We start from the raw sequence: 25,591 nt of genomic DNA on the forward strand, positions 1-25,591 counted from the left end.
CTTCGGCCGTCCTGCACCCTGCACAAGGAAATTGCAATGCTCCAAAGATGAGCAAAATCGCAAAATCAATCCTTGACGCCACGCGGCTTTAAATCAATTGTAGCGCTACAAATGCAGAATGGGAACTGGAGAGGCGATGTCAATCAGCAGAACGGCATCTCCGACCGTCATGCGGACAAAAACATGAACAAGGCCACTGGAACGACGGCTGAAGCCTTGCGGCTCGCCAGCGTTCGAAAATCCTATGGTTCCACCGCCGCGGTCCGCGAACTGGATCTTTCGGTCGAGGCGGGGGAGCTCGTTGCGCTGCTGGGGCCGTCGGGCTGCGGCAAGACGACGACGTTGCGCATGGTGGCAGGTTTCGAGCGGCCGGATGCGGGATCGATCCGGATCGGCGGAGCCGAGGTATCGCAGCTGCCGCCACACAAGCGCAACCTCGGAATGGTCTTCCAGAACTACAGCCTCTTTCCCCACCGCACCGTCGCCGAGAACATCGGCTTCGGCCTGAGGATGGCAGGCGTCGGGCGTGCCGAACGGGACACGCGGGTCCAGGAAATGCTTGACCTCATCCAGCTGCAAGGCCGGGCCGAAATGTACCCGTCGAAGCTTTCTGGTGGCCAGCAGCAGCGCGTCGCCCTGGCACGATCGCTGGTCGTCAACCCCAAGGTCCTGCTTCTCGACGAGCCGCTTGGGGCGCTGGACAAGTCCCTGCGCGAGAGCATGCAGTTCGAGATACGCGGCATGCAGCAGCGCCTCGGCATAACGACACTGCTTGTCACCCACGACCAGGAAGAGGCGCTTTCGATGTCGGACAAGGTGGCGGTCATGAGCGCCGGCCGCATCCTGCAGATCGGGACGCCCAATGACATCTACGACCGGCCGCAAAGCCGCTTCGTCGCCGAATTCCTGGGAACGTCGAACATCTTCGAGGGAAAGGTCGCACCGGAGGGGACATCGGTGTTGCTGCCCGGTCGCGACGGCGAGATCGCGGTTCCTCTCGAAATGGCAGCCCAGCCGGGCTCGCCGCTTGTCCTGTCCGTCCGGCCCGAGCGGGTAAGGCTCGGCGAGCATGCCGGAGAGGGAGCGAATTTCGAGGCGCGCGTCACCGGGGCAGTCTTTCGCGGCAACTACGCCGCCTATCAGCTCGACGTGCCGTCGCTCGGGCGCGAGCTTTTCGTCTACCGGCAGGCCGACGGCCCGCTAGGGGCGGTTTCCCACCGCCTCGGCGAAACCCTGACGCTCAGCTGGGCACCGCGGGATGCGGTGCCGGTCAGCGCGGATTGAAGTGGAAATGGCAATCATGCAGAAAAACGGCGCACGCATTGGCATCGATGTCGGCGGAACATTCACGGATTTCGTGCTCGCCAATCCGGGCGAAGAGCGCCTGGTCTACTACAAGGAACCATCGACGCCGGACGATCCTTCGCGGGCCCTGATCGAGGGGCTGAAGTCGCTGCTCGAAAAGGCAGGAATCGGCGCAGGCCAGGTGGCGACGATCATGCACGGCACGACGATCGGCCTCAACGCCATCATCCAGCGGCGCGGAGCGACGATCGCCCTCGTGGTGACAAAGGGATATCGCGACATTCTCGAGATCGCCCGCAGCCGCATGCCGTCGTCCTTCGATTTCCACGCCAGCAAGGAAGAACCGCTGGTGCCGCGCTACCGGATCGTCGAGATCGACGCCCGGCTGTCGGCCTCGGGAGACGTCACGAACCTGCCCGACGAGGCGGAACTCGACCGCGTCGCAGCCGAACTTGCGGCGCTCGGCGTCGAGGCTGCCGCCCTGGTTCTGATCAACGGCTACACCAAGCCGGCGCTGGAGATCGATCTTGCTTCGCGGCTCTCGCAGAAGGCAAACGGGCTCGAGATCACCTCCGCAGCAGCGATCTGGCCGGAGATCCGCGAATACGAGCGAACGCTCGTCGCCTGCCTGAATGCCTACATCCAGCCGCTGATGCATCGCTATTTCACCGGCCTGAAATCGGGGCTGGAGCGAGACGGCGTCGTGGCACCGATCCTGGTGACCGCCTCCAATGGCGGCTCGCTCAGCCTGGCATCGGCGCAGGACCGGCCCGTGGAGACGATCCTGTCGGGACCAGCCTCCGGCGTGATGGCGGCTGCCCGTCTGGCAAGTGCCGCCGGAGTAACCTCCATCATCACTTTCGACATGGGCGGCACGTCCTCCGATATTGCGGTTGCCAGCGGCGGCTCTGCAGCACTTGCCACCCGCACCGACATCGGCGGCCTGCCACTTGTCCTGCCGGTGGTGGACGTATCCGCCATCGGCGCCGGCGGCGGATCGATCGTCTGGGTCGACGACCATGGCGTCCTGAAGGTTGGACCGAGGAGTGCCGGCGCGATGCCGGGACCCGTCTCCTACGGTCGCGGCGGGACGGAACCGGCCGTCACCGACTGCTATCTTGCGCTCGGCTACATCGACCCGAACGGCTTTCTTGGCGGCCGCATGAAGCTCGACAAACAGGCCGCGGAGACCGCCCTCGGGGCGATCGGGGAGCGCATCGGCCTGGAAGGCAGAAATGCGGCAGCGCGCGCGGCCGAAGGAGCGCTTGCCGTAACCACCGCCGGAATGGCGACGGAACTCTACAAGACGCTGGCCGCACGCGGGCTCGACCCGGCAACCTTTGCGCTTCTGCCCTTCGGCGGGGCGGGGCCGACCCATGCCAATCTGCTGGCCGAGGAGGTCGGCATTGGGCGGGTGGTGATCCCGCCGGCCGCCGGGACGTTCTGCGCGCTCGGTGCCGCCGCCGCCGACCTCCGCCGCGACTTCGTGCGCAGCCTCCGGCGGCCGCTGACCGACGAAAGTGCGCAGCTTCTCCAGGACGTATTTGCGGAACTCGCCGCCGAAGGCGCCGTCTGGCTCGACCGTGAGGGTGAGCAGGCAGAAGGCCGCCGCGTCGAGCGGGCCGTCGATATGCGCTATGCCGGGCAGGCCTATGAACTGCGCGTTTCGCTCGATGAAACCTGCCGCGCTGCGGCTGACGTCGCCGCCGCGTTCCATGCGGAGCACGAACGCATCTACGGCTTCCGCGACACCGAGACCGAAATCGAACTCGGAACCGCGCGGCTTGCGATGGTGGGCGAGACGGCCAAGCTGGCCGATCAGACGATTGCGGCCGGTAGCGGCCGGCCGACGGCAAAGGGCGAGCGTCCGCTCTTTCGTCGCGGCGCCTGGCTGACCGCCGCCGTCTACGACCGGCAGGCGTTCGGCGCCGGCGACCAGATCTCCGGACCGGCCATCATCGAGCAGGACGACACGACCACCATCCTGCTGCCGAACTGGCGCGCGCGCGCCGACGATGCGGGAAATCTCCACCTGGAAAGACACGCAGATGAAGCTTGATTCCGTCACGCTCGCCATTCTCGGCAACAAGCTCGCCGCAGTCAGCGAGGAGATGTGCCTGACATTGCAGCGAACCGGGCGAACGCTCTATGTCAAGGAAACGGCCGATTTCGCCTGCGCGCTCGCGGGCCTCGACGGGCGATTTTTCGCCTATCCGCGGTCGATCGGGGTTTCCGGCTTCGTCGGGCTGGAATGCCTGCCGGCGATAGAAGCAGTCGGGCCGCTTCAGCCCGGCGACGTCATCCTGACCAACGATCCCTATCGCTCCGAGGGGCTGGCGACGCACCTGCCGGACCTGCACATGATCGAGCCCTATTTCCACGAGGGCAGGATCGTCGCCTACGGCTGGTGCTTCGTGCATTGCTCGGATGTCGGCGGACGCGTGCCCTCGAGCATTTCGCCGGTCAATACCGAAATCTTTCAGGAAGGTCTGCGCATCCCGCCGGTCAAGCTGATGAAGCGCGGTCAGATGACGCCGGAAGTGCGCCTGTTCCTCGATGCCAACAGCCGCACGCCCGATGCCAACATGGGCGACATCCGCGCGATGCTTGCGGCACTCGCGGCAGGGCGCCGCCGACTGGAGCAGACGATCGCGCAGCATGGCGCCGAGGCGGTGTCGAACGCGGCCACCGATCTTATCACCTATGCGGCACAGAAAGCGCGCACCGTCTTGCGTCGGGTTCCCGACGGCACCTATGCCTTCGCCGACTACCTGGACGATGACGCGGCCACGCGCTTGCCTGTCCGCGTCGCGCTCGCCGCGACATTCAACGACGGCACGGTTCACCTCGACTTCAGCGGCACCGATCCGCAGGTGGCAACTGCGATGAACATCCCCTCGCGCGGACGCCCGCATGCCTGGCTCACGCTGCGCGTGCTGGCACTCGTCAACACGCTCGATTCGACGACGCCGCTCAACGCCGGGCTGCTCGACCCCGTCCGCATCACGGCACCGGAAGGCAGCCTGGTCAATCCCCAGGAGCCTGCGGCAACCGGCGTTCGCCATGCCGCAGCGATCCGCGTCAACGACGTGCTGAACGGCGCCTTCGGCAAGGCGTTGCCCGATGTCATGCCGGCCGCCTCTTCCGGAACCGTCATTCCGGTCGTGATGGCAGAGCCTGATGGACGGGGCGGACGCCGGGTGCAGGTCATCGAACCGATGATCGGCGGCACCGGTGCGCGTTCCGGCCGCGACGGCGTCGACGGTCGCGACAGCGGCATTTCCAACCTGGCGAACAATCCGGTGGAGACGGTCGAGGCCGAACTCGGCGTCGAAATCCTTGCCTATGCGCTGCGGCCGGATTCCGGCGGGGCCGGGAAATGGCGCGGCGGATGCGGCATGGAACTGACGTTCCGCGTCCTCACCGACGATAGCAATGTTCTCGGTCGCGGCATGGAGCGGCTTGTCTTCAGGCCGTGGGGCTCCTACGGCGGCCGGCCGGGCGCGCCGGGCGAACTGATCATCAACCGCGGGCAGGCCGACGAGCAGCGGCTCGGCAAGATCGATGTGCTCACCGTCAACGCCGGCGACACCGTGACCTTCCTGACGCCGGGCGCAGGCGGCTGGGGAAATCCGGCCGAACGTGATCCGCAGGCGGTGCTACGTGATGTGCAGAACGGCTTCGTCACCATCGAGGGCGCCGCCGGCCAATACGGCGTCGTCATTGTCGCCGGCACCATAGATGCCGATGCCACGGCAGCCCGCCGCGCGCACTTCGCCGCCGGCGGCGCGTCAGGCGCACGGGGGCCGGAGCGCGAGCAATGGGACGCCGTCTTCGCGCCCGATCTGATGGACAGGATGAATCGGTCGCTGGTGGCACTGCCCGGCGCCGTACGCCAGCGCAAGCGCCGCGAGATCTTCAACCGCGTCCTCGCCGGACTGCCGCAGGACTTTCCGCGCCAGCCGGCGGACGTTGCTGCGGTCGCGGCCGCGCGCCAGGTGCTGGAGAGTGTCGCGCGCGAACTTTGAAATACGGTTTCGAAATTGCAATGCCAGAAACGCCACCACTCTCGATCCATGGAGACCTTCGATGACGACGATTATGAGACGCACATTCCTCGGTGGCAGCGCCATGCTGGGCGCAGGCCTCCTGACCGGTATCGGCCCACGGCTGGCAAACGCGCAGACCGGCGAAATCACGGTCACCGCGTTTGGCGGCGTCTGGGAGGAGGCGGTACGCAAATGCTTCGTCGCGCCGTTTGAAGCCAAGACCAAGGCGAAGGCAAACGTCTCGCTCGGCGGCCCGCCGCAGTGGCTGGCGCAGGTCGAAGCCGAGCCTGCCAAGCCGCCCGTCGACGTTCTCATCATGACGCCAGATCTGGCGCTGACGGCTGCGAAGGCTGATCTCGTCGACGATTTCACCGTCGAGAAGCTGCCCAACCTCGCCAAGATCCCGCAGCAGCTGACGGATTCCGTCAAGGGCAAGGGCACGCTGTTCGACTACGGCGTCAGCGGCATCACCTACAACAAGGACCGGGTCAAGAACCCGCCGAAATCGTTTGCGGAATTTGTCGATCGCGTCGCCTCCGGCGAATTCGTCGCTTCCGTTCCCTCGATCAGCTATGCGGTGACGCCGATCATGCTCATCTGGTCCATGGCGCAGGCGCTGGGCGGCGGCGCGAACAACGTGGATCCCTTCTTCAAGGCCATGGAAAAGATGAAGGACAACCTGGTGTTCTGGGCCGGGCCGAACGACTTCTTCAACCACCTGTCGTCGGGCGAGGCCGATATCGGCATCTATTTCGACGGTCGGACCTGGAACCACTTCGACAGCGGCGCGACCTGGATCGACTTCATCAATCCGGCGGAAGGCGGCGCGTTGAACGGGGTCGCCGTGCAGAAGCCGAAGAACGCCAATCCGCTCGCCTGGCAGTACATCAACGAAGTACTCGATGCGAAGAACCAGGAACAGTTTGCAGAAATCATGAACTACGGCGTGACGAACGTCGACGTCGTCTACAGCGACAAGCTCAAGCCGCGCATCACGCCGTGGCAGCAGACGCAGTTCCCGCCTTACGAGGAGATCGCCCCCGTTCGTAACGAATGGGTCGATCGCTGGAACCGTGAAATCGGCCGCTAATCAGCAATGGCATCGCGGCCGCCCGCCAGGGTGGCCGCATAAGCCCCACGGACAGATCGATCATGCAAGCGCCTGACCAGCCCGCCGCAAAACCCGCCGCTTCGGTGATCAAGCCCTGGCTTCTCACCGTTCCGGCCATCCTGTTCCTGGCTGCCTTCTTCGTCCTGCCGCTGATCGACAACGGCATGCGCAGCATCGTCGGCGAGACGGGCGGACTGACGGCTGGCCGCTATCTGACTTTACTGACGGACAGTTTCTATCTGCGCGTCACGGTCGCGACGGTCCTGCTGTCTGCGGGCGTTACACTCATCTGCGTCGTGATCGGCTATCCGGTTGCCTACTTTCTCGTCCGCAAGGCCGGTCGCTGGGCCGGGCTGGTGATCTTCCTGCTGATTGCGCCGCTGCTGACGTCGATCATCATGCGCACCTTCGGGTGGCAGGTGCTGTTTGCGCGCAGGGGGCTCGTCAACAATTTCCTTGTCGACCAGTTCGGCGTCCTATCCGCCCCGCTGCGGCTCGCCAACTCGCCGGAGATCGCGATTGCGGCACTGGTCCACGTCCTCGTGCCGTTCATGGTCCTGGCGATCGCCACGGTCTTGCAGTCGGTCGATACGCGCCTTGAGGAATCGGCGAAGATCCTCGGCGCAGGGCGATGGCGGACCTTCTGGGAGGTCACGCTGCCGCTGTCGCTGGACGGCATCGGAACCGGCGCCATTCTCGTTTTCATGATCGCGAACGGCAGCTTCGTCACGCTGGTGATGCTCGGCGGCGGGCTGCAGACGCTGCCGCTCATGATCTACCAGCAGTTCAACACCACGCGTGATTTCGGAATGGCCAGCGCCATGAGCACGATCCTCCTGGTGATCGCCGTCTTCTGCCTGTTCCTGCAACTGCGGCTCGTCCGCCGCCGGGGGGCGTGATGAGACGAGACTGGATCAATATCGCGCTGGCGGCCTTCGTCGTCCTGTTCTTCATCTTCATGCTCGCCCCCATCCTTGTCGTCGTCGTGGTTTCCTTCACTGCGGCCGGCTATGTGGCCTTCCCGATTCCGGGATGGTCGTTGAAATGGTTCGGCAACATATTCGCCTACCAGCCGTTCATCGATGCGCTGCTGGTCAGTTTCCAGGTGGCGATCGGAGCAACGCTTCTCTCGTGCGCGATCGGCATACCGGCGTGTCTTTTTCTCGCCCGCGCGCGCGGCGCCTGGGCGGGAGCGATTATGACGTTCCTGCTCTCGCCGCTCTCCATGCCGATGATCGTGATCGGCTTCGCATCCCTGTTCTTCCTGTCGTGGCTGGGTATCGGCATCTCCTTCACAGCCCTTCTGATCACCCACACCGTCGTCTGTCTGCCCTATGTGATCCGCACCGTTGCCGGGGTCTATGCCGGCGTACCGCGGTCCTACGAGGAAGCCGCGGCGATCCTCGGCGCCAACCCGGCCAAGGTTTTCTGGCACGTGACGTTGCCGCTCATTCGCCCGGGCATCATGGCGGGATCGCTGTTTTCCTTCCTGACGTCGTTCGACAACCTGCCGATCAGCTATTTCTTCGGCAGTTCGAGCACCAACACCCTGCCGGTGGTGATGCTGAGCTATCTGGAGCACCAGTTCGATCCGACGATCGCGGCACTCAGCACGCTGCAACTGGCAATGGCGGTGGTGGCTCTTATCGTCGTCGACCGCATCTACGGCATCGACAAGATGACGGTGGCCGGGTGATGCTGCGACTGCCGATCGATCACGTGGTGCTGCCGGTCGCCGATCTCGCCGCAGCCGGTGCTGCCTTCGAGGCTGCAGGCTTCCTCGTGACCCCGGTGACGAGGCACAGCGCAGCCATGGGCACGGCCAACCGCTGCATCATGCTGGACGGGAGCTACATCGAGCTGATCGGCATCGTCGTCGAGACGCCGGCAAACCTGCCGTGGCGCAGGCGAATTGCAGCCGGACACGGCATCGGCGGTCTCGCCTTTTCCACCGGCGACATTGCGGAGGCGTCACGCCATCTGCAGGAAAAGGGCGTTCGCACCGAGGCTCCGCGCCATTTTTCGCGAATGACGGACGATGGCGAACTGAGCTTTACGGTCATCCGCATCGATCCGGGCGAGACGCCCGGCCGGCAATGCCTCGTCTGCCAGCACCACACGCGCGAACGCCTCTGGCGGGACGAACTGCTGCTTCATCCGAACGGAGCCCGGTCGCTCGACGCCGTGGCCCTGCCGGGCGCCGCCGTGCTGGCGCGTTTTGCCGACGAGAGCGGCGTGGCCGTGCAGGCGGGCGACGACGCCCTGGTGCTTCGCGGCACCAGACCTGCACGTCACGACCTGCGGGCCATATGCGGGGCGCAGATAGAGGTGATCTGCGCATGACCTCGTGGCCATCTGACAAGCCGTCGCCCCTTTGGATGGCGCTGTCCCGCGAGCGCTTCTCCGCACCGCGCCTGGAAGGCGCGGTCGAGACTGATGTCGCAGTGATTGGCGGCGGCATATCCGGGCTGGCGACCGCAATAGAACTGCGCAGGCGCGGACACAGGGTCGTCGTGCTCGAGGCGACCGGCATCGGACATGGGGCGTCGGGGCGCGCCAACGGCCAGGTGATTTCCGCCCTCACGCGGCACGGCCCGGATGCCATCCGCAAGCTTTGGCCGGGGGAGCGCGGCGAGCGGTTCATCGCTCTGGTCAGAGGGGCGGCAGACAGCCTCTATGATCTCGTCGATCGCTACAGGATCGACTGCGATGCGCGGCGGAACGGATGGCTGCAGCCCGCCCAAAGTCCGGGACGGGCAAAGCGCGTCGCCGGGCTCGCCGCGCAATGGGCGGAAGCCGGGGCGCCGGCCGCAGCCTTGAACGCTACGGAAATGGCCGGCCGCCTTGGCACGGATGTCTATCACGGCGGCTGGGAGCATGGCGGCGGCGGCCATATCAACCCCTACGCCTTCACCGTCGGTCTTGCGCGCGGCGCAACCGGGGAGGGTGTGACGATCTATGAAAACAGCCCCGCGACGGCACTGTCGCGCCGGGCCGAAGGCTGGATCGTCGAGACGCCGGCTGGCAAGGTCCTGGCGGCAAAGGTTGCAATCACGACAGCGGCCCATACCGGCAATCTCTGGCCGGCGCTTCGCACATCCATCGTGCCGGTGACGTCCTATCAGGCGGCGACTGATCCCCTCGGCACACTGGCCGACCGGATCCTTCCCAACGACGAGGCGGCATCCGACACGCGCATGGACCTGCGCTACTTCAGGAAGGATCGCGACGGTCGGCTGGTGTCGGGCGGAGCGCTCGCTGTCCAGTTCGGCGCATCGCACCGCCTGCAGGCGATGGTCGGCAGGCGGCTGCGGGAGATGTTTCCGGCGCTGCCGGAAAATCCGATGACATCATTCTGGGGCGGCCGGATCGGGATGACGATCGACCGCCTGCCGCACCTGCATCGCAGGGAAGACGGGCTGTGCGCGTGGATCGGCTGCAACGGCCGCGGCCTCGCGCTCGCATGTGCCATGGCTCCGGTGCTGGCAGACGCATTGGAGGGAGTTGCCGACGAAAGGCTCGCAGTGCGCCCGACGAGCCCGCCGCGGGTGCCGCTTCACTTCCTGGTATCGCGCTTTGCCCGCCTGATCCTGCCCTGGTACCGGCTTAAGGACAGGCAGGAGGTGTGACGAGGTCCGACCGGCCGCCCGGGAAACATCGGCCGAGCGACGGCTTTTTCATCGCCCCTTCACTATAGGGCCGCTTGGCGGCCTTGCCCCTCGACCCAAGGACGAACTGATGACGAATACGATCGAAGAGCTCGGCGGCATTGAGCCGCAAAGCCCCATTTCGGCGCTGCTTACGCGCCGCGCGGAACTCATAGCTCTGACCGAGAAGAGCCGGCAGGCCGTCCTTTCTCCGGCCGAGTCGGGCGGCCTTACGCATGCGCTACGGGCGCTGATTGCCGTGCGCGCTTCCGAGCGGCTGGGCGACGAGGTCATGAAGGACTACTATTATGGCCTGTTCTCGGCCTGCGACGACTTCTACGACTTTGCCGGCCTCGTCGATCCGGATACGACCCCGCAGGACGCATGGCTCGCTGCCGTGCTCGGCCATGCGGACCTTTTGACCCGCAATCCGCGCAGCGCCACCCAAAAGCACATAGAGGAGCTTCGCCGCGCTGGTGTCGAGGAAGCCGATATCGTGCGGCTGGCGGAGCTTGCCGCTTTTCTCGGCTATCAGGCGCGTCTCGTGGCCGGCCTCCGGCTGATGGAGGCTTCGCGATGAAGCCGGCCGTTCACGACTACACCAAAGCCGTGCTGGACTGGCGCCCGTTCATCACGCCGGTGCGGCTGGACGAGGCCACGCCGGAGCAGTTGCAGGCGATGAAGATCACGCCGGCCAACAAGAAGGTCTCGGACTACGTCCTGGTCCTTGCCCATGATCCTGAATCGCTGCTGCATCGTTCGCCGCTTTTCAACGGCATCATGTACGGCAAGGACGGGCTCGACCGGCCGGGGCGTGAACTCGGCGCCATCGGCGCTTCAATCGTCAACCGCTGCATTTACTGTCTTGCAGTCCATGCCCGCCATTATGAGCAGACAGGCGGAACGGCCGGCGTGGTCGATACGATCTTCCAACAGGAGACCTCCGCCCGCCTGCCCGAAAAAGAGCAGGCCATCTACGATTTTTCCGTCGCTCTTTCGGCATTTCCGCCAGCGGCCACCGACGAGGATATCGCCCGGCTGCGCGCGGTCGGGCTGAATGAGCTCGAAATCCTGGATCTCATCCTGTCCGTGTCGATCTTCGGATGGGCGAACCGACTGATGCACACGTTGGGCGAGCCGATTCCGGCGGCATGACGGAGCAGGCGGTCGATCGCATTGAATTCCACTCAGGTCGAGCCGGACGAAACAGTCTTGGAAAGCGCGAGCTTGCTCTCTAGACTTCGACGCCTTGCGGCATGGCCGTGGCGAGGGAGGAGGAGCCCGCGTGTTGGTGAAGGGACGAAACCGTCTGCTGGCGGCGCTTTTCGTGCTGCTTCTCGTCGCCGGCGCCGCGGTCGGCCCCGGCGGCGAATTCGTGATGCGCCGCTACATGGAGGAGGCGTCGCTGCAGGCAGGCTCGGCATTGCGGCTGGCGGTTTCCGCACTGCGTGGTCATCTGAGCCGCTTCGAGCCCCTTCCGGAACTCATCGCCGATCACGACGAGATCGAGCTTCTCGTCAGCGATCCGGACAACGCCGCCTTGCGCAGCGCCGCCAATCTTCACCTTAAGGAAATCAACGGGCTGCTGGAATCGTCAGATGTCTACGTGATAAAGATGAACGGCGACACGATCGCCGCCAGCAACTACGACAGCCCCACAAGCTTTATCGGTCAGAACTTCAGCTATCGTCCTTACTTCCAGGATGCGGCGAGGGGCGCGCAGTCGCGTTTCTATGCGCTTGGCACGACTTCACTCAAGCGCGGCTATTACTTCGCTTCGCCGATCCGTGTCGATGGTGCCATTCGCGGGGTAATCGTCTTCAAGGTGGATATCGATTCGATCGAGACCTCGTGGCAAGGCGGCGAGTACAAGATCTTCGTCACCGATCCCGAAGGGATCATCTTCATGACGGGCAGCCCGGAATGGCTCTATGCGAGCGTACTGCCGCTGACGCCCGAGCGGCTGGCCCGGACGCAGGCCTCCCGCCGCTATGCCGAGGCCGATCTGAAGCCGCTGTCCATCCGAGAGGACGAAAGCACCACGGGCTACCGCCTGACGTCGATCACCGACCGCGGCGTCACTCGCGAGTATCTGACGCTGTCAAACTACATGCCGGAGGCGGACTGGACCGTAAACGTGTTGATGGACACGGGTTCGGTGCGTACGCAGGCGCATACCATGCAGATCGCGATCCTGCTTTTCTTCGGCCTCGCCGGCCTGGCCGTCGCGATCGTGTTCCAGCGTCGCGCGCGGGTCGAGGAGCGCATGCGCCTGCAGGACGAGGCGCGCAACGAGCTGGAACATCGCGTGGAGGCGCGCACCGCCGATCTCGCCCGGGTCAACCGGCGCATCGAACGGGAAATCGCCGAGCGGCGGATTACGGAGCAGAAGCTGCGCCAGACCCAGGCCGACCTGATCCAGGCAGGCAAGCTCGCCGGTCTCGGCCAGATGTCCGCCGCCCTCTCGCACGAGCTGGCCCAGCCGCTTGCCGCCGCCAAGACCTATGCCGACAGTGCAGGCATGCTGATCGACCGTGACCGGCTGGACGATGCCCGCGACAATGTGCGGCGCATTTCAGCCCTGATCGACCGCATGGCCTCCATCAGCCGCCACCTTCGCAACTTCGCCCGCAAACCGAACGAAAAGCTCGGTCCCGTTTCGCTTGCAGCCGTCATGAGCGACACGATCGAGATCGTCGCCGCGCGGCTCAAATCGGCGGATGCGGCTCTGCTCGTCGAGCTCGGCGAGACGCCGGCGGTGGTTCAGGCCGGTTCGGTCCGGCTGCAGCAGGTTCTCGTCAACATCATCACCAATGCGGCAGATGCCGTGGAAGGACTTGAAGACAGGCGGGTCCATGTCCGCACGTCGCACGAAGGCGACAAGGTGGTGCTCAGGATACGCGACTACGGCCCGGGTGTGCCAACGGCGATCGCCGAGCGCATCTTCGACCCCTTCTTTACCACCAAGGGCGTCGGTCGCGGCCTCGGGCTCGGCTTGTCTATTTCCTACAACATCGTCAAGGATTTCGGGGGCGACCTCACAGTGTCGGCGCCCGAGGATGGCGGCGCCGAATTCAGGATCGTCCTCGAGGCCGCACCGGCCATCAGCGAGGCTGCGGAATGAGCACAAGCCGTGTTCTCCTGATCGACGACGAAGAGGAGATGCGCCGTTCCTCCGCACAGGCGCTTGAGTTGTACGGGCTCAACGTCGTCACATTTCCCACCGCCGACAGCGTGCTGGAACTCGTCGGCTACGGTTTCGATGGCGTGGTGGTCAGCGATATCCGCATGCCGGGCATGGACGGCATGACGCTTCTGCAGCGGATCCGCGAGATGGATGCGGAACTCCCCGTCATCCTCGTCACCGGCCACGCCGACGTGCAACTCGCCGTCAACGCCATGCGCGCAGGCGTCTACGACTTCGTCGAAAAGCCATTTGCCGCGCAGCATTTGGCGGCGATCATCCGTCGGGCGCAGGACCGGCGCAGCCTCGTGTTGGAAAACCGCCGGCTGCGCGCGGTCGCGGGCAAGCGCGACGACATCGAGGCGCGCCTTCCGGGACGAACGCAGGTGATGGTCGATCTGCGCTATCGCCTGCGCGCCATCGGCGCGAGCGATGCCGATACGTTGGTCATCGGCGACACCGGGGCGGGCAAGGAGGTGGTCGCCCGGGCAATGCACGACATCAGCGCGCGCGCAGGAAAGCCCTTCATTGCCATCAATTGTGCGGCCCTGCCGGAAAACCTGATCGAAAGCGAGCTGTTCGGGCATGAGGCCGGCGCCTTTCCGGGAGCGTTGCGGCCGCGCTACGGCAAATTCGAACACGGGCGCGGCGGCACGATCCTGCTCGACGAGATCGGCTCGATGCCGTTCGACCTGCAGGCGAAGTTTCTGCGGGTGCTGCAGGAGCGGGTCATTACCCGGCTCGGCTCCAACGAGCCCGTGCCGCTCGACGTGCGCTTCATAGCAACCAGCAAGGTCGACCTGGAACGGGAGGTCGCGGCCGGCAGGTTCCGGGCCGATCTGCTGTACCGGCTGAACGTTGCGACCCTGCATGTCCCGTCGCTGGCCCAGCGGCAGGCGGACATTCCGCTACTCTTTCTTCAACTCGTCCGGGAAGCCGCAGCGCGGTACGGGCGCAGCGATATGGAGGTGGCGCCGCGGGTGGTCACCGAGATCGCCGGCAGAAACTGGCCCGGCAACGTTCGCGAGCTGCGCAATGCGGCCGACCGGCTCGTGCTTGGACTGGACCCGCATCCGGGGGAGACGACGGAGGCAAGCCAGCGGCTTGCCGACAAGGTGGCTGCCTACGAGCGCGGCCTCATCGCCGGCGCCCTTGCGGCGCACGGCGGAAGCCTGCGGCCCGTGTATGAAATGCTCGGCATCTCGCGCAAGACGCTCTATGAAAAGATGCAGAAGCACGGGCTGGACAAGAGCGTGCACATCGACACCGAAGACCGCGACATCTGAACCGCCGCGTGGCGCGCGATGGGTGGAAATCCACCCATCAAGGGAGCCCGATGTCTCCGATCCTACCCATGCTGCGCCGCACGCGCGCCGGATTCCTCGCCGTCACCCAGATCATACCGTTGTGCAGCAGGTCCGGGGCCTCAAAGTGGGTCCATCCGTGACCGGGGCGGGGGGAGCCGCGCCGGCACGCATCCTTGGGAGGACCACGATGAAAACCCTTAGCGCCGTGCTCGGCATGACCGCCGCTGCGGCCATGTCCCTTTCCTCGCTGCCTGCGAGCGCCCAGACCTATCCCGATCGGACGATCACGATGGTCGTCCCCTTTTCCGCCGGCGGCCCGACGGATACGGTGGCGCGGCTCGTTGCCGAATCCATGTCCAAGGACCTGGGCCAGCAGATCGTCGTCGAGAACGTCGGCGGCGCAGGCGGCACGCTCGGCGCCGGGCGCGTGGCGCAGGCCGATCCGGACGGCTACACGATCCTGCTGCATCATATCGGCATGGCGACTAGCGCCACGCTCTACCGCAAGCTTGCCTACGACACGCTGAATGCCTTCGAATATGTCGGTCTCGTCACCGACGTGCCGATGACGATCGTCGCCCGCAAGGATTTCGAGCCGACCGACCTCAAGGGGCTGGTCGATTACGTCAAGGCGAACAAGGACACGGTTACCGTCGCCAATGCCGGCATCGGCGCGGCCTCGCATCTGTGCGGCATGTTGTTCATGAGCGCGATCGAGACGCCGCTGACGACAGTGCCCTACAAGGGCACCGGCCCGGCCATGACCGATCTGCTCGGCGGTCAGGTCGATATCATGTGCGACCAGACCACCAACACCACCAAGCAGATCCAGGGCGGTACGATCAAGGCATACGCCGTGACCTCGCCGGAACGGCTGGCGGTCCTGCCGGACGTACCGACCGCGGTCGAGGGCGGGCTGGACGGATTCCAGGTGGGGATCTGGCATGGCGTCTACGCGCCGAAGGGAACGCCCTCCGAGGCTACAGAGCGTCTGTCGAAGTCGTTGCAGGTGGCGTTGCAGGACCCCAACGTCGTCGCCCGCTTCGCAGAACTCGGCACAGTTCCCTCGCCGGCGGCCGATGCCACGCCCGCAGCGCTGAAGGCCAAGCTCGAAGGCGAGATCGCCCGCTGGAAGCCGGTCATAGAGGCGGCAGGCCAGTACGCAGACTGACCGCCCGGCACCCGGCCGCCCCGGCCCCGCCGCGGGCGGCCATGTACTTGTCACAGTGGACCGGATGTCCGGGCGCTGGTGTTGCGCGTTCGTCTTCGGTCGCCCGCGCCCACAATGAACTGCTTCGCATGCGCGGCCTGCCGCCGCACCAGGGGGAGAAATGAAAACACTGGCATTCGACAGCACGAATGCGATCTGCGGCGCTGTCTTCCTCATCCTCGGCGGGTTCTTCACCTATCAAAGCCTGACGCTTGATCTGGGAACTGCCCTTCGCATGGGCCCCGGCTATTTTCCGCTTCTGCTGGCGCTGATCCTCATGTTGCTCGGCATCGTCGTTCTCGTGCAGTCGGTGCGGGTTTCGGGTGAACCACTCGGGCCGATCGCGCTGCGCGGCATGGCCTTTATCCTGCCGGCGCCCGTCTTCTTCGGCCTGACGGTGCGCGGCCTCGGATTCGTGCCCGCTCTTTTCTTCACGGCGCTGATAGCGGCATTCGCCTCGTCACGGATGAAGCCCACGATGGCGCTGATGCTGGCTGCGGCGATCACGCTCTTCTCGGTGGCAGTCTTCAGCTACGCGCTCGGATTGCCCTTCCAGCGCTTCGGCCCGTGGGTCCGGTTCTAGGAGGCGGCAATGGAACTCTTCAGCAATCTGGCCCTCGGCTTCGCCACGGCGGCCTCGCCGGAAAACCTCCTGTTCTGCCTGATCGGCGTGCTGCTCGGCACGCTGATCGGCGTCCTGCCCGGCATTGGCGCTACCGCAACGATCGCCATGCTTCTGCCGATCACCTTCCAGCTCGAGCCCGTCTCCTCGCTGATCATGCTGGCCGGCATCTACTACGGCGCACAGTATGGCGGCTCGACGACGGCCATCCTGATCAACATGCCGGGTGAATCCTCCTCCGCGGTGACCGCCATCGACGGCTACCAGATGGCGCGCAAGGGCAGGGCAGGTGCCGCACTCTCCATCGCAGCGCTCGGCTCCTTTTTCGCCGGCACCGTCTCGACCTTTCTGGTCGCCCTGTTTGCGATCCCACTGACCGGAATAGCCCTGAAGTTCGGCGCCGCCGAATACTTCTCCCTGATGATCGTCGGTCTCGTCTCGTCGGTGGCGCTGGCGCACGGCTCCGTGGTCAAGGCATTGGCCATGGTGTCGCTCGGCCTGCTGCTCGGCCTCGTCGGTACCGACATCTACACCGGCACGCCGCGGTTCACGCTCGGCATACGCGAATATGCGGACGGTCTGAATTTCGTCGCCGTCGCCGTCGGCGTCTTCGGCATCGCGGAAATCCTGCGCAATCTGGAAGGCGAAAAGACGCGAAGCGTGCTGGTGCAAAAGGTGAGCGGGCTGTGGCCGACGCGCGATGATTTCCGGCGCATGGCCGCACCGGTGCTGCGCGGCACGGCAATCGGTTCGGCGCTCGGCATCCTTCCCGGCGGCGGCGCCATCCTTGCCGCCTTCGCCTCCTATACGGTGGAAAAGCGCGTCTCAGACAAGCCGGAGGAATTCGGCCACGGCGCGATCGCCGGCGTCGCGGGACCGGAATCGGCCAACAATGCCGGGGCGCAGACCTCGTTCATCCCTCTTCTGACGCTCGGCATACCCGCCAATCCGGTCATGGCGCTGATGGTCGGCGCCATGATCATCCAGGGGATCGTGCCGGGTCCGAACGTCGCTTCCGAGCAGCCAGCGCTGTTCTGGGGCATCATCGCCTCGATGTGGATCGGCAACCTGATGCTCGTCGTGCTGAACCTGCCGCTGATCGGCCTGTGGGTGAAGCTCTTGACGATTCCCTACTATGTCCTGTTCCCGATCATCATGGCCTTCTGCTCGATCGGCGTCTACAGCGTGAATTCCAACGTGTACGACCTCTACGCCGTCGCTTTCTTCGGGCTCGCCGGCTACCTGCTCGTCAAGCTGCGCTGCGAACCGGCACCGTTGCTGCTCGGCTTCGTGCTTGGCCCGCTGCTGGAGGAAAACCTGCGGCGCGCCATGATCCTGTCGCGCGGCGATCCGACCACGTTCATCACCCGGCCGATCAGCGCCACGCTGCTTTTGATCGCGCTCGCCGTGCTGGTGATCGTCTTCCTGCCGTCGGTCAAGGCGAAGCGCGAGGAGGTGTTCCAGGAAGAAGACTGAGCCCGGCAGGGGCGCGCCCTGCGGAACCGCTACCAGATAGATCAGCAAAGGGAGGAAACGATATGAGAAGACTGCACCTGACCCGCCGCCGTGCGCTTGCTGCCGGCCTTTCGCTGGCAGCGACGCTGGCACTGGGATCGCCCGTGCTTGCCGAAGGCTTTCCGGATCGGCAGATCACCATGGTGGTGCCGTTCGCCGCTGGCGGATCCACGGATGTGGTCGCGCGCATCGTCGCCCAGAAGATGTCTGACGACCTCGGCCAGCAGGTGATTGTCCAGAACGTCGCCGGCGCCGGCGGCAACCTCGGCGCCGACAATGTCGCCCGCGCCGAGCCGGACGGCTACACGATCCTCATGGGCACGGTCGCCACCCATGCGTTGAACCCGCTGATCCTCAAGTCGACCCCCTACGACGCGGAAAAGGACTTCGCGCCGATCTCGCTTCTGGTCGTCGTGCCGAACGTGCTGATCGTCAATCCCGAACTGCCGGTGAAGACGGTGGCGGAGCTTGTCGCGCTGCTGAAAGCCGAGCCAGGGAAATACAGCTATGCCTCTTCGGGCAACGGCACACCGCTGCATCTTTCGGGCGAACTCTTCAAGTCGATGGCGGGCGTGGAGATGGAACACATACCCTACAAGGGAGCCGGCCCGGCCTTGAATGATGTGATCGGCAATCAGGTTCCGATCATGTTCGACAACCTGCCGTCGTCGTCCGGGCACATCAAGACGGGCACGCTGCGTGGGCTTGCGGTGACGACGAAGGAGCGCGCACCGTCCTTCCCGGAAATGCCGACGGTGGGCGAAAGCGTCCCGGGATACGAAACCTACACGTGGAACGCGCTGTTCGCCCCCGCCGGAACACCTCCAGAAGTGGTCGCGCGCCTGAACGACGCCGCCAACAAGGCTTTGGCCGATCCCGCCGTGGCAGAGCGAATGACCGAATTCAGCGCCACCATCGTCGGTTCGACACCGGAGGAACTCGCAGCCCATGTGAAGGCCGAGATCGCCAAGTGGACACCGGTGGTGCGGGACGCGAAGATCCAGCTCGACTGATCTGGGCCAGAGCATTTCCAGCCGAAGCGGTATCGCGTTGGCGTCGGACAATGCGGTAACCCTTCACCGATTGCAGCGGCCGTCGCGGAAGACATACTCTCCGAGCGGTCGAGCACTCCGGCGCTAGGCTAGGGTTTTGTTAATGACCGCCGGAAGGTGGCATCGACGAAAATGATTCTTATTGGGAGGCATACACGAAATTCTTTTCGTTCAAGGCAATGGCGGGAGCGGCGATCGCCGTCGGCCTGATGTTCCAGTTCGCCGCGGCCCAGGACATGAAATTCTTCCACATTGGCACGGGCGGTACCGCCGGCACCTACTATCCGATCGGCGGCCTGATTGCGAACGCCATCTCGAATCCGCCCGGCTCGCGCGCTTGCAATGAGGGCGGTTCCTGCGGTGTGCCTGGCCCCATCGCCACGGCCGTTGCCTCGAACGGCTCGGTCGGCAATGTCAACTCGATCAACGGTGGTACGCTGGAGGCTGGCTTCAGCCAGTCCGACGTGGCCTATTGGGCACAGACCGGCACCGGCCTGTGGGAGGGCCAGCCTACGGTCGAGAAGCTGCGGTTGATCGCCAACCTCTATCCCGAGAGCATCCATCTTGTCGCGCGCAAGGATGCAGGCATCGCCTCGGTCGCCGATCTCAAGGGCAAGAAGGTCTCGCTCGACGAGCCGGGCTCGGGCACGCTGCTGCTGATCGCGCCCGAACTGGTCTCGACATTGATCGGCGTTGCGATCCTGGCGCTGATCGTGGAGCGGCAGTCGCTGGCTGGCCGTGCACTCGCATTGGACGAGATCTGAACGACCAAGCCTCCGCCGGCCCGCCCGCGGAGACTTTCAGTCGACGATTACCGAGCACCCCCCTGCTATGGGCGTGGAGGGAGCCTGACCCCATCCCACGTCATTTGCGCGGGATCATCTGCCGCGATCAGCCGAAATCGATCTGAACCTTCATCGCCTGGCTGCGGTCGCCTGCAAGATCGAAGGCCTCGACGGCACGATCGACCGGGTAGGTGTGGCTGATCAGCGGGGATAGGTCGACCCGGCCGCGGGCGATGAGATCGACCGCTTCGCCGAATTCCGTGTCGAAGCGGAAACTGCCGAACACGGCCAGTTCCTTGGTGACGACCGAGGGCAGCGGAAAGGGCATCGATCCGCCGAGGCCGACGGCGACCAGTGCTCCGCGCGGGCGCAGGCATTCGATGGCGGTTGCGACCGCCGCCGGATGGCCGGAGCAATCAAAGGCGACGTCGATCCCGCCCTTGCCGGCCTTGTAGGGCGCAAGCCCTGTCGCATCTGCTCCGACCAAAACGACCTCGTCGGCGCCGAGCCGTTCGGCGAACTTGAGCGGCGCCTCCACGACGTCGCAGGCAATGACGTGTCGGGCGCCGGCAAGACGTGCGGCGGCCACGGTCAGGCAACCGATTGGGCCGCAGCCTGAGACGAGAACCGTTTTGCCGAGCAGCGATCCGGCCTGCTTGACGGCATGCAGGCAGACGGCGAAGGGCTCGGCAAGCGCCGCAAGCCCGGCATCGACGCCGGGGCCGACAGGGTGCAGGAGGCCGGCCGGCACGACCAGTGTTTCTCGGAAGAGCCCCTGTGCATGGGGAAAGCGCATGGCGCTGCCGCGGAACATCATGTCGTTGCAATGGTTGCGCAGGCCACGGCGGCATTCCTCACACTGGCCGCAGGGCAGGGAGGGGTTGATAGCGACCAGGTCCCCCGGGGTAAGGCCCGCAACGCCCTTGCCCACGGCGGCAACCACGGCGGAAGCCTCATGTCCGAGGATCATCGGCTCCCTGAGGCGAACAGTGCCGAAGCCGCCATTGTGGAAATAGTGCAGGTCGGATCCGCAGATGCCACCGGCGGCGACGCGGACGAGAACCTGTCCCTCGCCGGGCGCGGCCTCTTCCGGTCGCTCCTCCAGGCGAAGATCGTGGGCGGCATGAGCAACGACTGCGCGCATAGCATATCCTCTTAAAGAACCGACAGCATGCCGCCATCGACATAGATCATCTGGCCATTGACGTAGTCGGATGCCGCCGACGACAGGAAGACGGCGGCGCCAACGAGTTCCTCGGGCCGGCCCCAGCGTTCAGCCGGGGTGCGGCCCTTGACCCAGGCGTCGAACTGCGGGTTGTTGATCAGCGCCTCGTTCATGTCGGTCAGCATGTAGCCGGGGCCGATTGCATTGGCCTGGATGCCGGATTTGGCCCATTCGGCCGCCATGCCCTTGGTGAGCATTTTCACGCCGCCCTTGGCGACCGTGTAGGGAATGACGGTGGCGCGGGCGAGTTCGCTGGTTAGCGAGCCGATATTGACGATCTTGCCGTGCCCGCGCGGGATCATGCGGCGGGCCGCCTCGCGGCCAAGCAGGAAGGCGCTGGTGAGGTTCGTGTCGATCACCCGTTGCCAGTCGGCAAGCGCAAGATCCACCATCGGCTGACGATGCTGGATGCCCGCATTGTTGACGAGAATGTCAATTTCCAGGCCTTCGGCGTCAAAGCGCTCGAACGTACGGACGACCTCGGCCTCGCTTGTCACGTCGAAGGCGGCCTCGAAAGCAGTATGGCCATCCTCGCGCAATGCCGCCGCCGCTGTCGCCACCGCGTCCGCCGAGCGGCCGTTGAGGATGAGGCGTGCGCCGGCATCGCCAAGGCCACGGGCGATCGCATTGCCAAGGCCCCGGGTGGAACCGGTTATGAGCGCCGTGCGGCCGGAAAGATCGAAAAGACGGTTCGTCAAGGTTTCCACTCCTCAGAGTTCGGATCTGCGGCAGGTGAGGTCCGAGCGGTTATAGACCGCAGGAAGCAGGTCGACGCCCAGTCCCGGCCCTTCCATCGGCAGAACGTAGCCGTCCTTGATGGTGGGGACCACCGTTACAAGTTCCTTGTACCAGCCGGTATAAAAGGCGCGTACCGATTCCTGGATGAGCGTATTGGGCTGGCTGAACGAGGCATGGACCGCCGCGGCGAAGCCGACCGGGCCGGTGCAGTCGTGCGGGGCGAACGGGCGGTGGTAGGTGTCGGCGAGCGCCGCGATCTTGCGCCCCTCGGTAAGGCCGCCGGTCCAGCAGAGATCGACCATGGCGATGTGGGTTGCGTCGCGCTCCAGCATGTCCTTGTAGGGGAAGCGCGAGCCGAGCGTTTCGCTCGCACAGACCCAGACGTTCGTCGAGGCCGCGTATTCCGCCAGCGCCTGCGGCGAGTTCATACGGATCGGATCCTCGTACCAGGTCGGTGCGTAGGGCTCGAGCGCCCGGGCGATGTTCTTGGCGGTCGGCAGGTTCCAAAGTGAGTGGAATTCGACCATGATTTCCATGCGGTCGCCGACGCGCTTGCGGATCTTCTCGAAGGGCTCGATGGCCTTTTTCATCTGCTCGGCCGAAATGAAGAGGCCGCGATTTTCCTGGGCGGCCGGGTCGAAGGGCCAGATCTTCATGGCGCCGATGCCGCTTTCCAGAAGGTTTTCGGCCAGTGCGCCGGCGTCCGTCATGAAGCCGGCGAGATCCTCATAGGGGCCTTCGGCCGCACCAAGGTTCCAGGTGTCGACCGGACGGATATTGTTGCTGCGGACATAGCCATAGCCGGCGCAAGTATTGTAGACGCGCAGCTTCTCCGTGCAGAGGCCCCCGAGCATCTGGTGCACCGGCTGGCCGCAGACCTTGCCGAACAGGTCCCATAGCGCGATGTCGATGGCGGAAGCCGCGCGGTACTCCGCGCCGGTCGAGGACTGGGCCATCGGCAGGTCGGTCATGATCCGGTTCAGGGCCTCAATCCTTAGCGGGTCCTGGCCGAGAAGTCGGCCCGCCAACGTGTCATGGATATGCGCTTCGACGGCGCCGGCGCCATAAAAGGTTTCTCCGAGGCCGATTGTTCCCTCGTCGGTGTGAACGCGGACCCACAGGACGTTCGAGAATTCCTCGGTCCGCAGCGTTTCCAGTGCAATGATCTTCACTTCTACCTCCCGCGATGTCGGCGGCGTTCGCTACCCGGCGCCCCGGTCCGCTCGGATGTCGCGAAATCCTGTGCGCTACGATTGACATATTCTGATATTATGTGAAATATCACGCCCGAACCGCAATAGTCCTTGGGGGCGTTTTTTGCAAGAGACGATGCTGGTGAAAAAAACCGGAACAGTGCGAAACGCCTCGTCCTTTACTGGCACGGAGGGCGTCTGGCCCCTTGAGCAGAGCCGCGATCTCACGACGATAGCCTATGAGCGGATAGAAGAGCTTTTCGTCGCAATGCGCATCGCGCCGGGTGCCGAGATTCGTACGCAGGACCTGCAGGCGATGGTTAGCCTTGGACGCACCCCGGTCCACCAGGCGGTGCGTCGCCTTGCGGCTGAGACGCTGCTGGAAATTCACCCGCGCAATGGGCTGAGAGTTGCCCCCATCGATCTTTCCCGGGAAAGGCAGCTTTCCGTGTTGCGGCGCGATCTCAACCGCTTTGTGACGGCAATGGCGATCCGTAACATGACGGCCAACGACCGGGCGGGCGTTCACCATCTGCGCCGCAAGCTTGCCGCCGAGATCGATACGATGCCGGTCGATGCGTTCAACGCCGTGGACAAGTCATTCGACCGGCTCCTCATCAGCGCTTCCGGCGAGCGCTTCCTGGAGCGCGTGCTCAGCCCGCTCCACGCCATCGCGCGCCGCATCGGTTATCTGCATATCGCCGAGATCAGCGGGCGTGACGGTATAGTTGGGAGCGCGGAACGCCATATCGCGATCATGGATTTCATTCTTGCGGGCGCGGAGGAGAAGGCCTGCGCCGCATCGGACGAGCTGGTGACGTATAGCGCCGGTTTGCTTCAGCAACTCGAGGAGCAGATCGATCCGGCTCTTCTCGATATTCGCTACTCCATCCGGTCGGAAAAAACCGACTGGCCGGTGCCCCGACAACCCCTGTAGCATGGGGTTGGTTGTTCAAGCCAAGACCAATTATCCATGGGAGGATTATAATGAAGCGTTTTCTTATCGGCACCACGGTCGCGATCGTTGCGGCCATCGGTCTTGCGGGCACGGCGTTCGCGCAGGAATTTACCTTCCGCTTCCAGTCGTCTGATCCGGCTGGCAATCCCAATTTCGAATATCAGAAAGGCTGGACCGACCTCGTTGCCGAGCGCTCCGGCGGCAAGGTGAAGATCGAGCTTCTGCCGGTCGGCTCGGTCGTCGAATATAACGAGACGCTCGACGCCGTCGCGGGCGGCATCCTGGATGGCCAGATTTGCGACTCGTCCTATTGGGCCGGCAAGGATCCGGCTTTCGGCCTGATCTCGAACCCGGTCGGTGCCTGGTCCGATCCCTCGCAGATGATCGACTTCGTCGAAAACGGCGGCGGCAAGGAGCTCATGCAGGAGTTGCTCGGCTCCTACGGCCTGCACTTCATCGGCGTCTCGACGCCGGGCCTCGAATCCTTCGTCTCGCGTGTGCCGCTTGACGGGGTCGATGACCTGAAGGGCCTCAAGCTGCGCGCACCGGAAGGCCCGATCGCCAACGTCTTCGCGGCGGCCGGCGCAGCACCCGTCAACCTGCCGTCCTCGGAAGTCTACACGTCAATCGACAAGGGTGTCGTCGACGCGGCCGACTATTCGGTCTTTTCCGTAAACCAGGCGCAGGGCCTGAACGGCGTGGCGAAGCATCCGGTCTATCCCGGCTTCCACTCGCTGCCGCTCGTCGAAGTGTCGATGAACAAGGCCAAGTGGGACGCTCTGCCTGAGGACACCAAGAAGATGCTTGAGGAAACCGTCAAGGAATTCCAGCAGACGCAGATCAATGGTCTGAAAGCGGCCGACCAGAAGGCTGTCGAGGAAGCCAAGGCGGAGGGTTCGATCACTATTCACGACTGGTCTGCGGAGGAGCGCGCCAAGTTCCGGAAGCTCGGCGTGGCGGAATGGGAGAACATCGCGGATCGTTCGCCGATGGCGCAGAAGGTGTTCGATACGCTGACGACGTATCTCAAGGGCAAGGGAATGCTCTGATCGCAAATCCATGCGGCGGCTCGTCGGGGCCGCCGCTTTTCTCGTGCCAAAGGGAGAGGGGCATGATAAAGGAAAATCCGGAAGCCGTCGCGGTCGAGGCCGTGATCGGCAATGTGATCGCGACCGCCGTTCCAGAAGCCGGTCTTCTCGGGCGCATCGTCGACAAGACAGGGTATGTCTTCGCCATCGGCATCGTCGCGGCGGCCTTCATTCTTCTGACGGAAGTGTTCCTGCGCTACCTGTTCAACGCGCCCACCATCTGGGCGCACGAGACGACAGTCTTTCTTTGCGGCATCTCCTTCATCTTCGGCGGGCTCTACTGCACCTGCCGTAACACGCATATCCGCGTGGTGCTGCTTTACGATCATTTCCCCCCCCGGGTGCGCCGCATCGCAGATATCCTGATCTCGCTTGTAAGCGCCCTTGCGAGCGGTTTCTTCGCCTATGCCGCCTACCATATGGTCGAGCGGGCGGTGGTGACACCCTCGGGAGAGATACGGCTGGAAACCACCGGCAGCGCCTGGAGCCCGCCAACGCCCGCGCTGGTCAAGATATTCATCCTCGTGGTGATGATCCTGCTCGTCGTTCAGTTTCTGATACTCGCCGTCAACTATGCCAAGCGTGGCGCAACGGACTGATCG

General features: G+C 64.6%; 22 protein-coding genes and 1 pseudogene. 20 read left to right on the top strand and 3 right to left on the bottom strand.

Going from position 1 to position 25,591, the window contains the following annotated elements; all coding sequences use genetic code 11:
• Positions 1-183 precede the first annotated feature (183 nt).
• The 17 genes and pseudogenes from HV823_RS19570 to HV823_RS19650 all read left to right on the top strand — a co-directional run.
• The gene (locus tag HV823_RS19570) at positions 184-1,284 is read left to right on the top strand and encodes an ABC transporter ATP-binding protein (RefSeq protein ID WP_176951429.1); all 1,101 of its coding nucleotides are present in this window, start codon (positions 184-186) and stop codon (positions 1,282-1,284) included.
• Between the two features lie 16 nt (positions 1,285-1,300).
• Positions 1,301-3,364 (top strand): hydantoinase/oxoprolinase family protein, encoded by a 2,064-nt coding sequence (locus HV823_RS19575; RefSeq protein ID WP_176951430.1) that lies wholly within the window; start codon positions 1,301-1,303, stop codon positions 3,362-3,364.
• Positions 3,354-5,333 carry a hydantoinase B/oxoprolinase family protein gene (locus tag HV823_RS19580; protein WP_176951431.1) on the top strand — a complete coding sequence of 660 codons (1,980 nt, stop codon included), beginning with the start codon at positions 3,354-3,356 and terminating at the stop codon, positions 5,331-5,333. Before HV823_RS19575 ends, HV823_RS19580 begins: the two co-directional genes overlap by 11 nt.
• 61 nt (positions 5,334-5,394) lie before the next feature.
• A complete protein-coding gene (locus HV823_RS19585) occupies positions 5,395-6,444 on the top strand; it encodes an extracellular solute-binding protein (RefSeq protein ID WP_176951432.1) in 1,050 nt (349 codons plus the stop codon).
• A gap of 62 nt (positions 6,445-6,506) precedes the next feature.
• Entirely contained in the window at positions 6,507-7,364 is an 858-nt protein-coding gene (locus HV823_RS19590) for an ABC transporter permease (protein ID WP_176951433.1), read from the top strand.
• Entirely contained in the window at positions 7,364-8,161 is a 798-nt protein-coding gene (locus HV823_RS19595) for an ABC transporter permease (protein WP_176951434.1), read from the top strand. Before HV823_RS19590 ends, HV823_RS19595 begins: the two co-directional genes overlap by 1 nt.
• Complete coding sequence (locus tag HV823_RS19600) at positions 8,161-8,808, top strand: VOC family protein (protein WP_210270864.1); 648 nt, start codon at positions 8,161-8,163, stop codon at positions 8,806-8,808. Before HV823_RS19595 ends, HV823_RS19600 begins: the two co-directional genes overlap by 1 nt.
• On the top strand, positions 8,805-10,094 hold the full coding sequence (locus HV823_RS19605) for an NAD(P)/FAD-dependent oxidoreductase (protein ID WP_176951436.1): 1,290 nt from the start codon (positions 8,805-8,807) through the stop codon (positions 10,092-10,094). Before HV823_RS19600 ends, HV823_RS19605 begins: the two co-directional genes overlap by 4 nt.
• 109 nt (positions 10,095-10,203) lie before the next feature.
• The gene (locus HV823_RS19610; RefSeq protein WP_176951437.1) at positions 10,204-10,692 is read left to right on the top strand and encodes a CMD domain-containing protein; all 489 of its coding nucleotides are present in this window, start codon (positions 10,204-10,206) and stop codon (positions 10,690-10,692) included.
• Positions 10,689-11,267: a peroxidase-related enzyme gene (locus HV823_RS19615; RefSeq protein ID WP_176951438.1), complete on the top strand. Its 579-nt coding sequence runs from the start codon at positions 10,689-10,691 to the stop codon at positions 11,265-11,267. The genes HV823_RS19610 and HV823_RS19615 overlap by 4 nt, the downstream gene beginning before the upstream one ends.
• 136 nt (positions 11,268-11,403) lie before the next feature.
• Positions 11,404-13,236 carry a sensor histidine kinase gene (locus HV823_RS19620; RefSeq protein ID WP_343051942.1) on the top strand — a complete coding sequence of 611 codons (1,833 nt, stop codon included), beginning with the start codon at positions 11,404-11,406 and terminating at the stop codon, positions 13,234-13,236.
• Positions 13,233-14,582, top strand: a complete 1,350-nt coding sequence (locus HV823_RS19625) for a sigma-54-dependent transcriptional regulator (RefSeq protein ID WP_176951439.1) — start codon at positions 13,233-13,235, stop codon at positions 14,580-14,582. The genes HV823_RS19620 and HV823_RS19625 overlap by 4 nt, the downstream gene beginning before the upstream one ends.
• A 208-nt stretch (positions 14,583-14,790) precedes the next feature.
• On the top strand, positions 14,791-15,774 hold the full coding sequence (locus HV823_RS19630) for a tripartite tricarboxylate transporter substrate-binding protein (RefSeq protein WP_176951440.1): 984 nt from the start codon (positions 14,791-14,793) through the stop codon (positions 15,772-15,774).
• 160 nt (positions 15,775-15,934) lie between these two features.
• Positions 15,935-16,396, top strand: a complete 462-nt coding sequence (locus HV823_RS19635) for a tripartite tricarboxylate transporter TctB family protein (RefSeq protein ID WP_176951441.1) — start codon at positions 15,935-15,937, stop codon at positions 16,394-16,396.
• Between the two features lie 9 nt (positions 16,397-16,405).
• The gene (locus HV823_RS19640; RefSeq protein WP_176951442.1) at positions 16,406-17,911 is read left to right on the top strand and encodes a tripartite tricarboxylate transporter permease; all 1,506 of its coding nucleotides are present in this window, start codon (positions 16,406-16,408) and stop codon (positions 17,909-17,911) included.
• A gap of 62 nt (positions 17,912-17,973) precedes the next feature.
• Positions 17,974-18,963 (top strand): Bug family tripartite tricarboxylate transporter substrate binding protein, encoded by a 990-nt coding sequence (locus tag HV823_RS19645; protein WP_176951443.1) that lies wholly within the window; start codon positions 17,974-17,976, stop codon positions 18,961-18,963.
• Positions 18,964-19,181: 218 nt separating this feature from the next.
• Positions 19,182-19,658: pseudogene (locus HV823_RS19650) on the top strand (TAXI family TRAP transporter solute-binding subunit); the annotation flags it as partial.
• A 235-nt stretch (positions 19,659-19,893) separates the two neighbouring features.
• Here HV823_RS19650 and HV823_RS19655 read toward each other — a convergent pair.
• The 3 genes from HV823_RS19655 to HV823_RS19665 are packed head-to-tail and all read right to left on the bottom strand — an operon-like array spanning position 19,894 to position 22,922.
• On the bottom strand, positions 19,894-20,931 hold the full coding sequence (locus HV823_RS19655) for an L-idonate 5-dehydrogenase (protein WP_176951444.1): 1,038 nt from the start codon (positions 20,929-20,931) through the stop codon (positions 19,894-19,896).
• Positions 20,932-20,942: 11 nt separating this feature from the next.
• Positions 20,943-21,710 (bottom strand): SDR family oxidoreductase, encoded by a 768-nt coding sequence (locus HV823_RS19660; protein ID WP_176951445.1) that lies wholly within the window; start codon positions 21,708-21,710, stop codon positions 20,943-20,945.
• Positions 21,711-21,722: 12 nt separating this feature from the next.
• Complete coding sequence (locus HV823_RS19665) at positions 21,723-22,922, bottom strand: enolase C-terminal domain-like protein (RefSeq protein WP_176951446.1); 1,200 nt, start codon at positions 22,920-22,922, stop codon at positions 21,723-21,725.
• Between the two features lie 157 nt (positions 22,923-23,079).
• On the opposite strand from HV823_RS19665, the gene HV823_RS19670 reads away from it, so the two are divergent.
• The 3 genes from HV823_RS19670 to HV823_RS19680 all read left to right on the top strand — a co-directional run bounded on the left by HV823_RS19670 (position 23,080) and on the right by HV823_RS19680 (position 25,588).
• Positions 23,080-23,880, top strand: coding sequence for a GntR family transcriptional regulator (locus tag HV823_RS19670; protein ID WP_176951447.1), 801 nt, complete (start codon positions 23,080-23,082; stop codon positions 23,878-23,880).
• 50 nt (positions 23,881-23,930) lie between these two features.
• A complete protein-coding gene (locus tag HV823_RS19675; RefSeq protein WP_176951448.1) occupies positions 23,931-24,950 on the top strand; it encodes a TRAP transporter substrate-binding protein in 1,020 nt (339 codons plus the stop codon).
• A gap of 62 nt (positions 24,951-25,012) precedes the next feature.
• Positions 25,013-25,588 carry a TRAP transporter small permease subunit gene (locus HV823_RS19680; RefSeq protein WP_176951449.1) on the top strand — a complete coding sequence of 192 codons (576 nt, stop codon included), beginning with the start codon at positions 25,013-25,015 and terminating at the stop codon, positions 25,586-25,588.
• Positions 25,589-25,591 lie beyond the last annotated feature (3 nt).

It is taken from the genome of Mycoplana rhizolycopersici, assembly GCF_013378445.1.
GTDB classification, from domain to species: domain Bacteria; phylum Pseudomonadota; class Alphaproteobacteria; order Rhizobiales; family Rhizobiaceae; genus Mycoplana; species Mycoplana rhizolycopersici.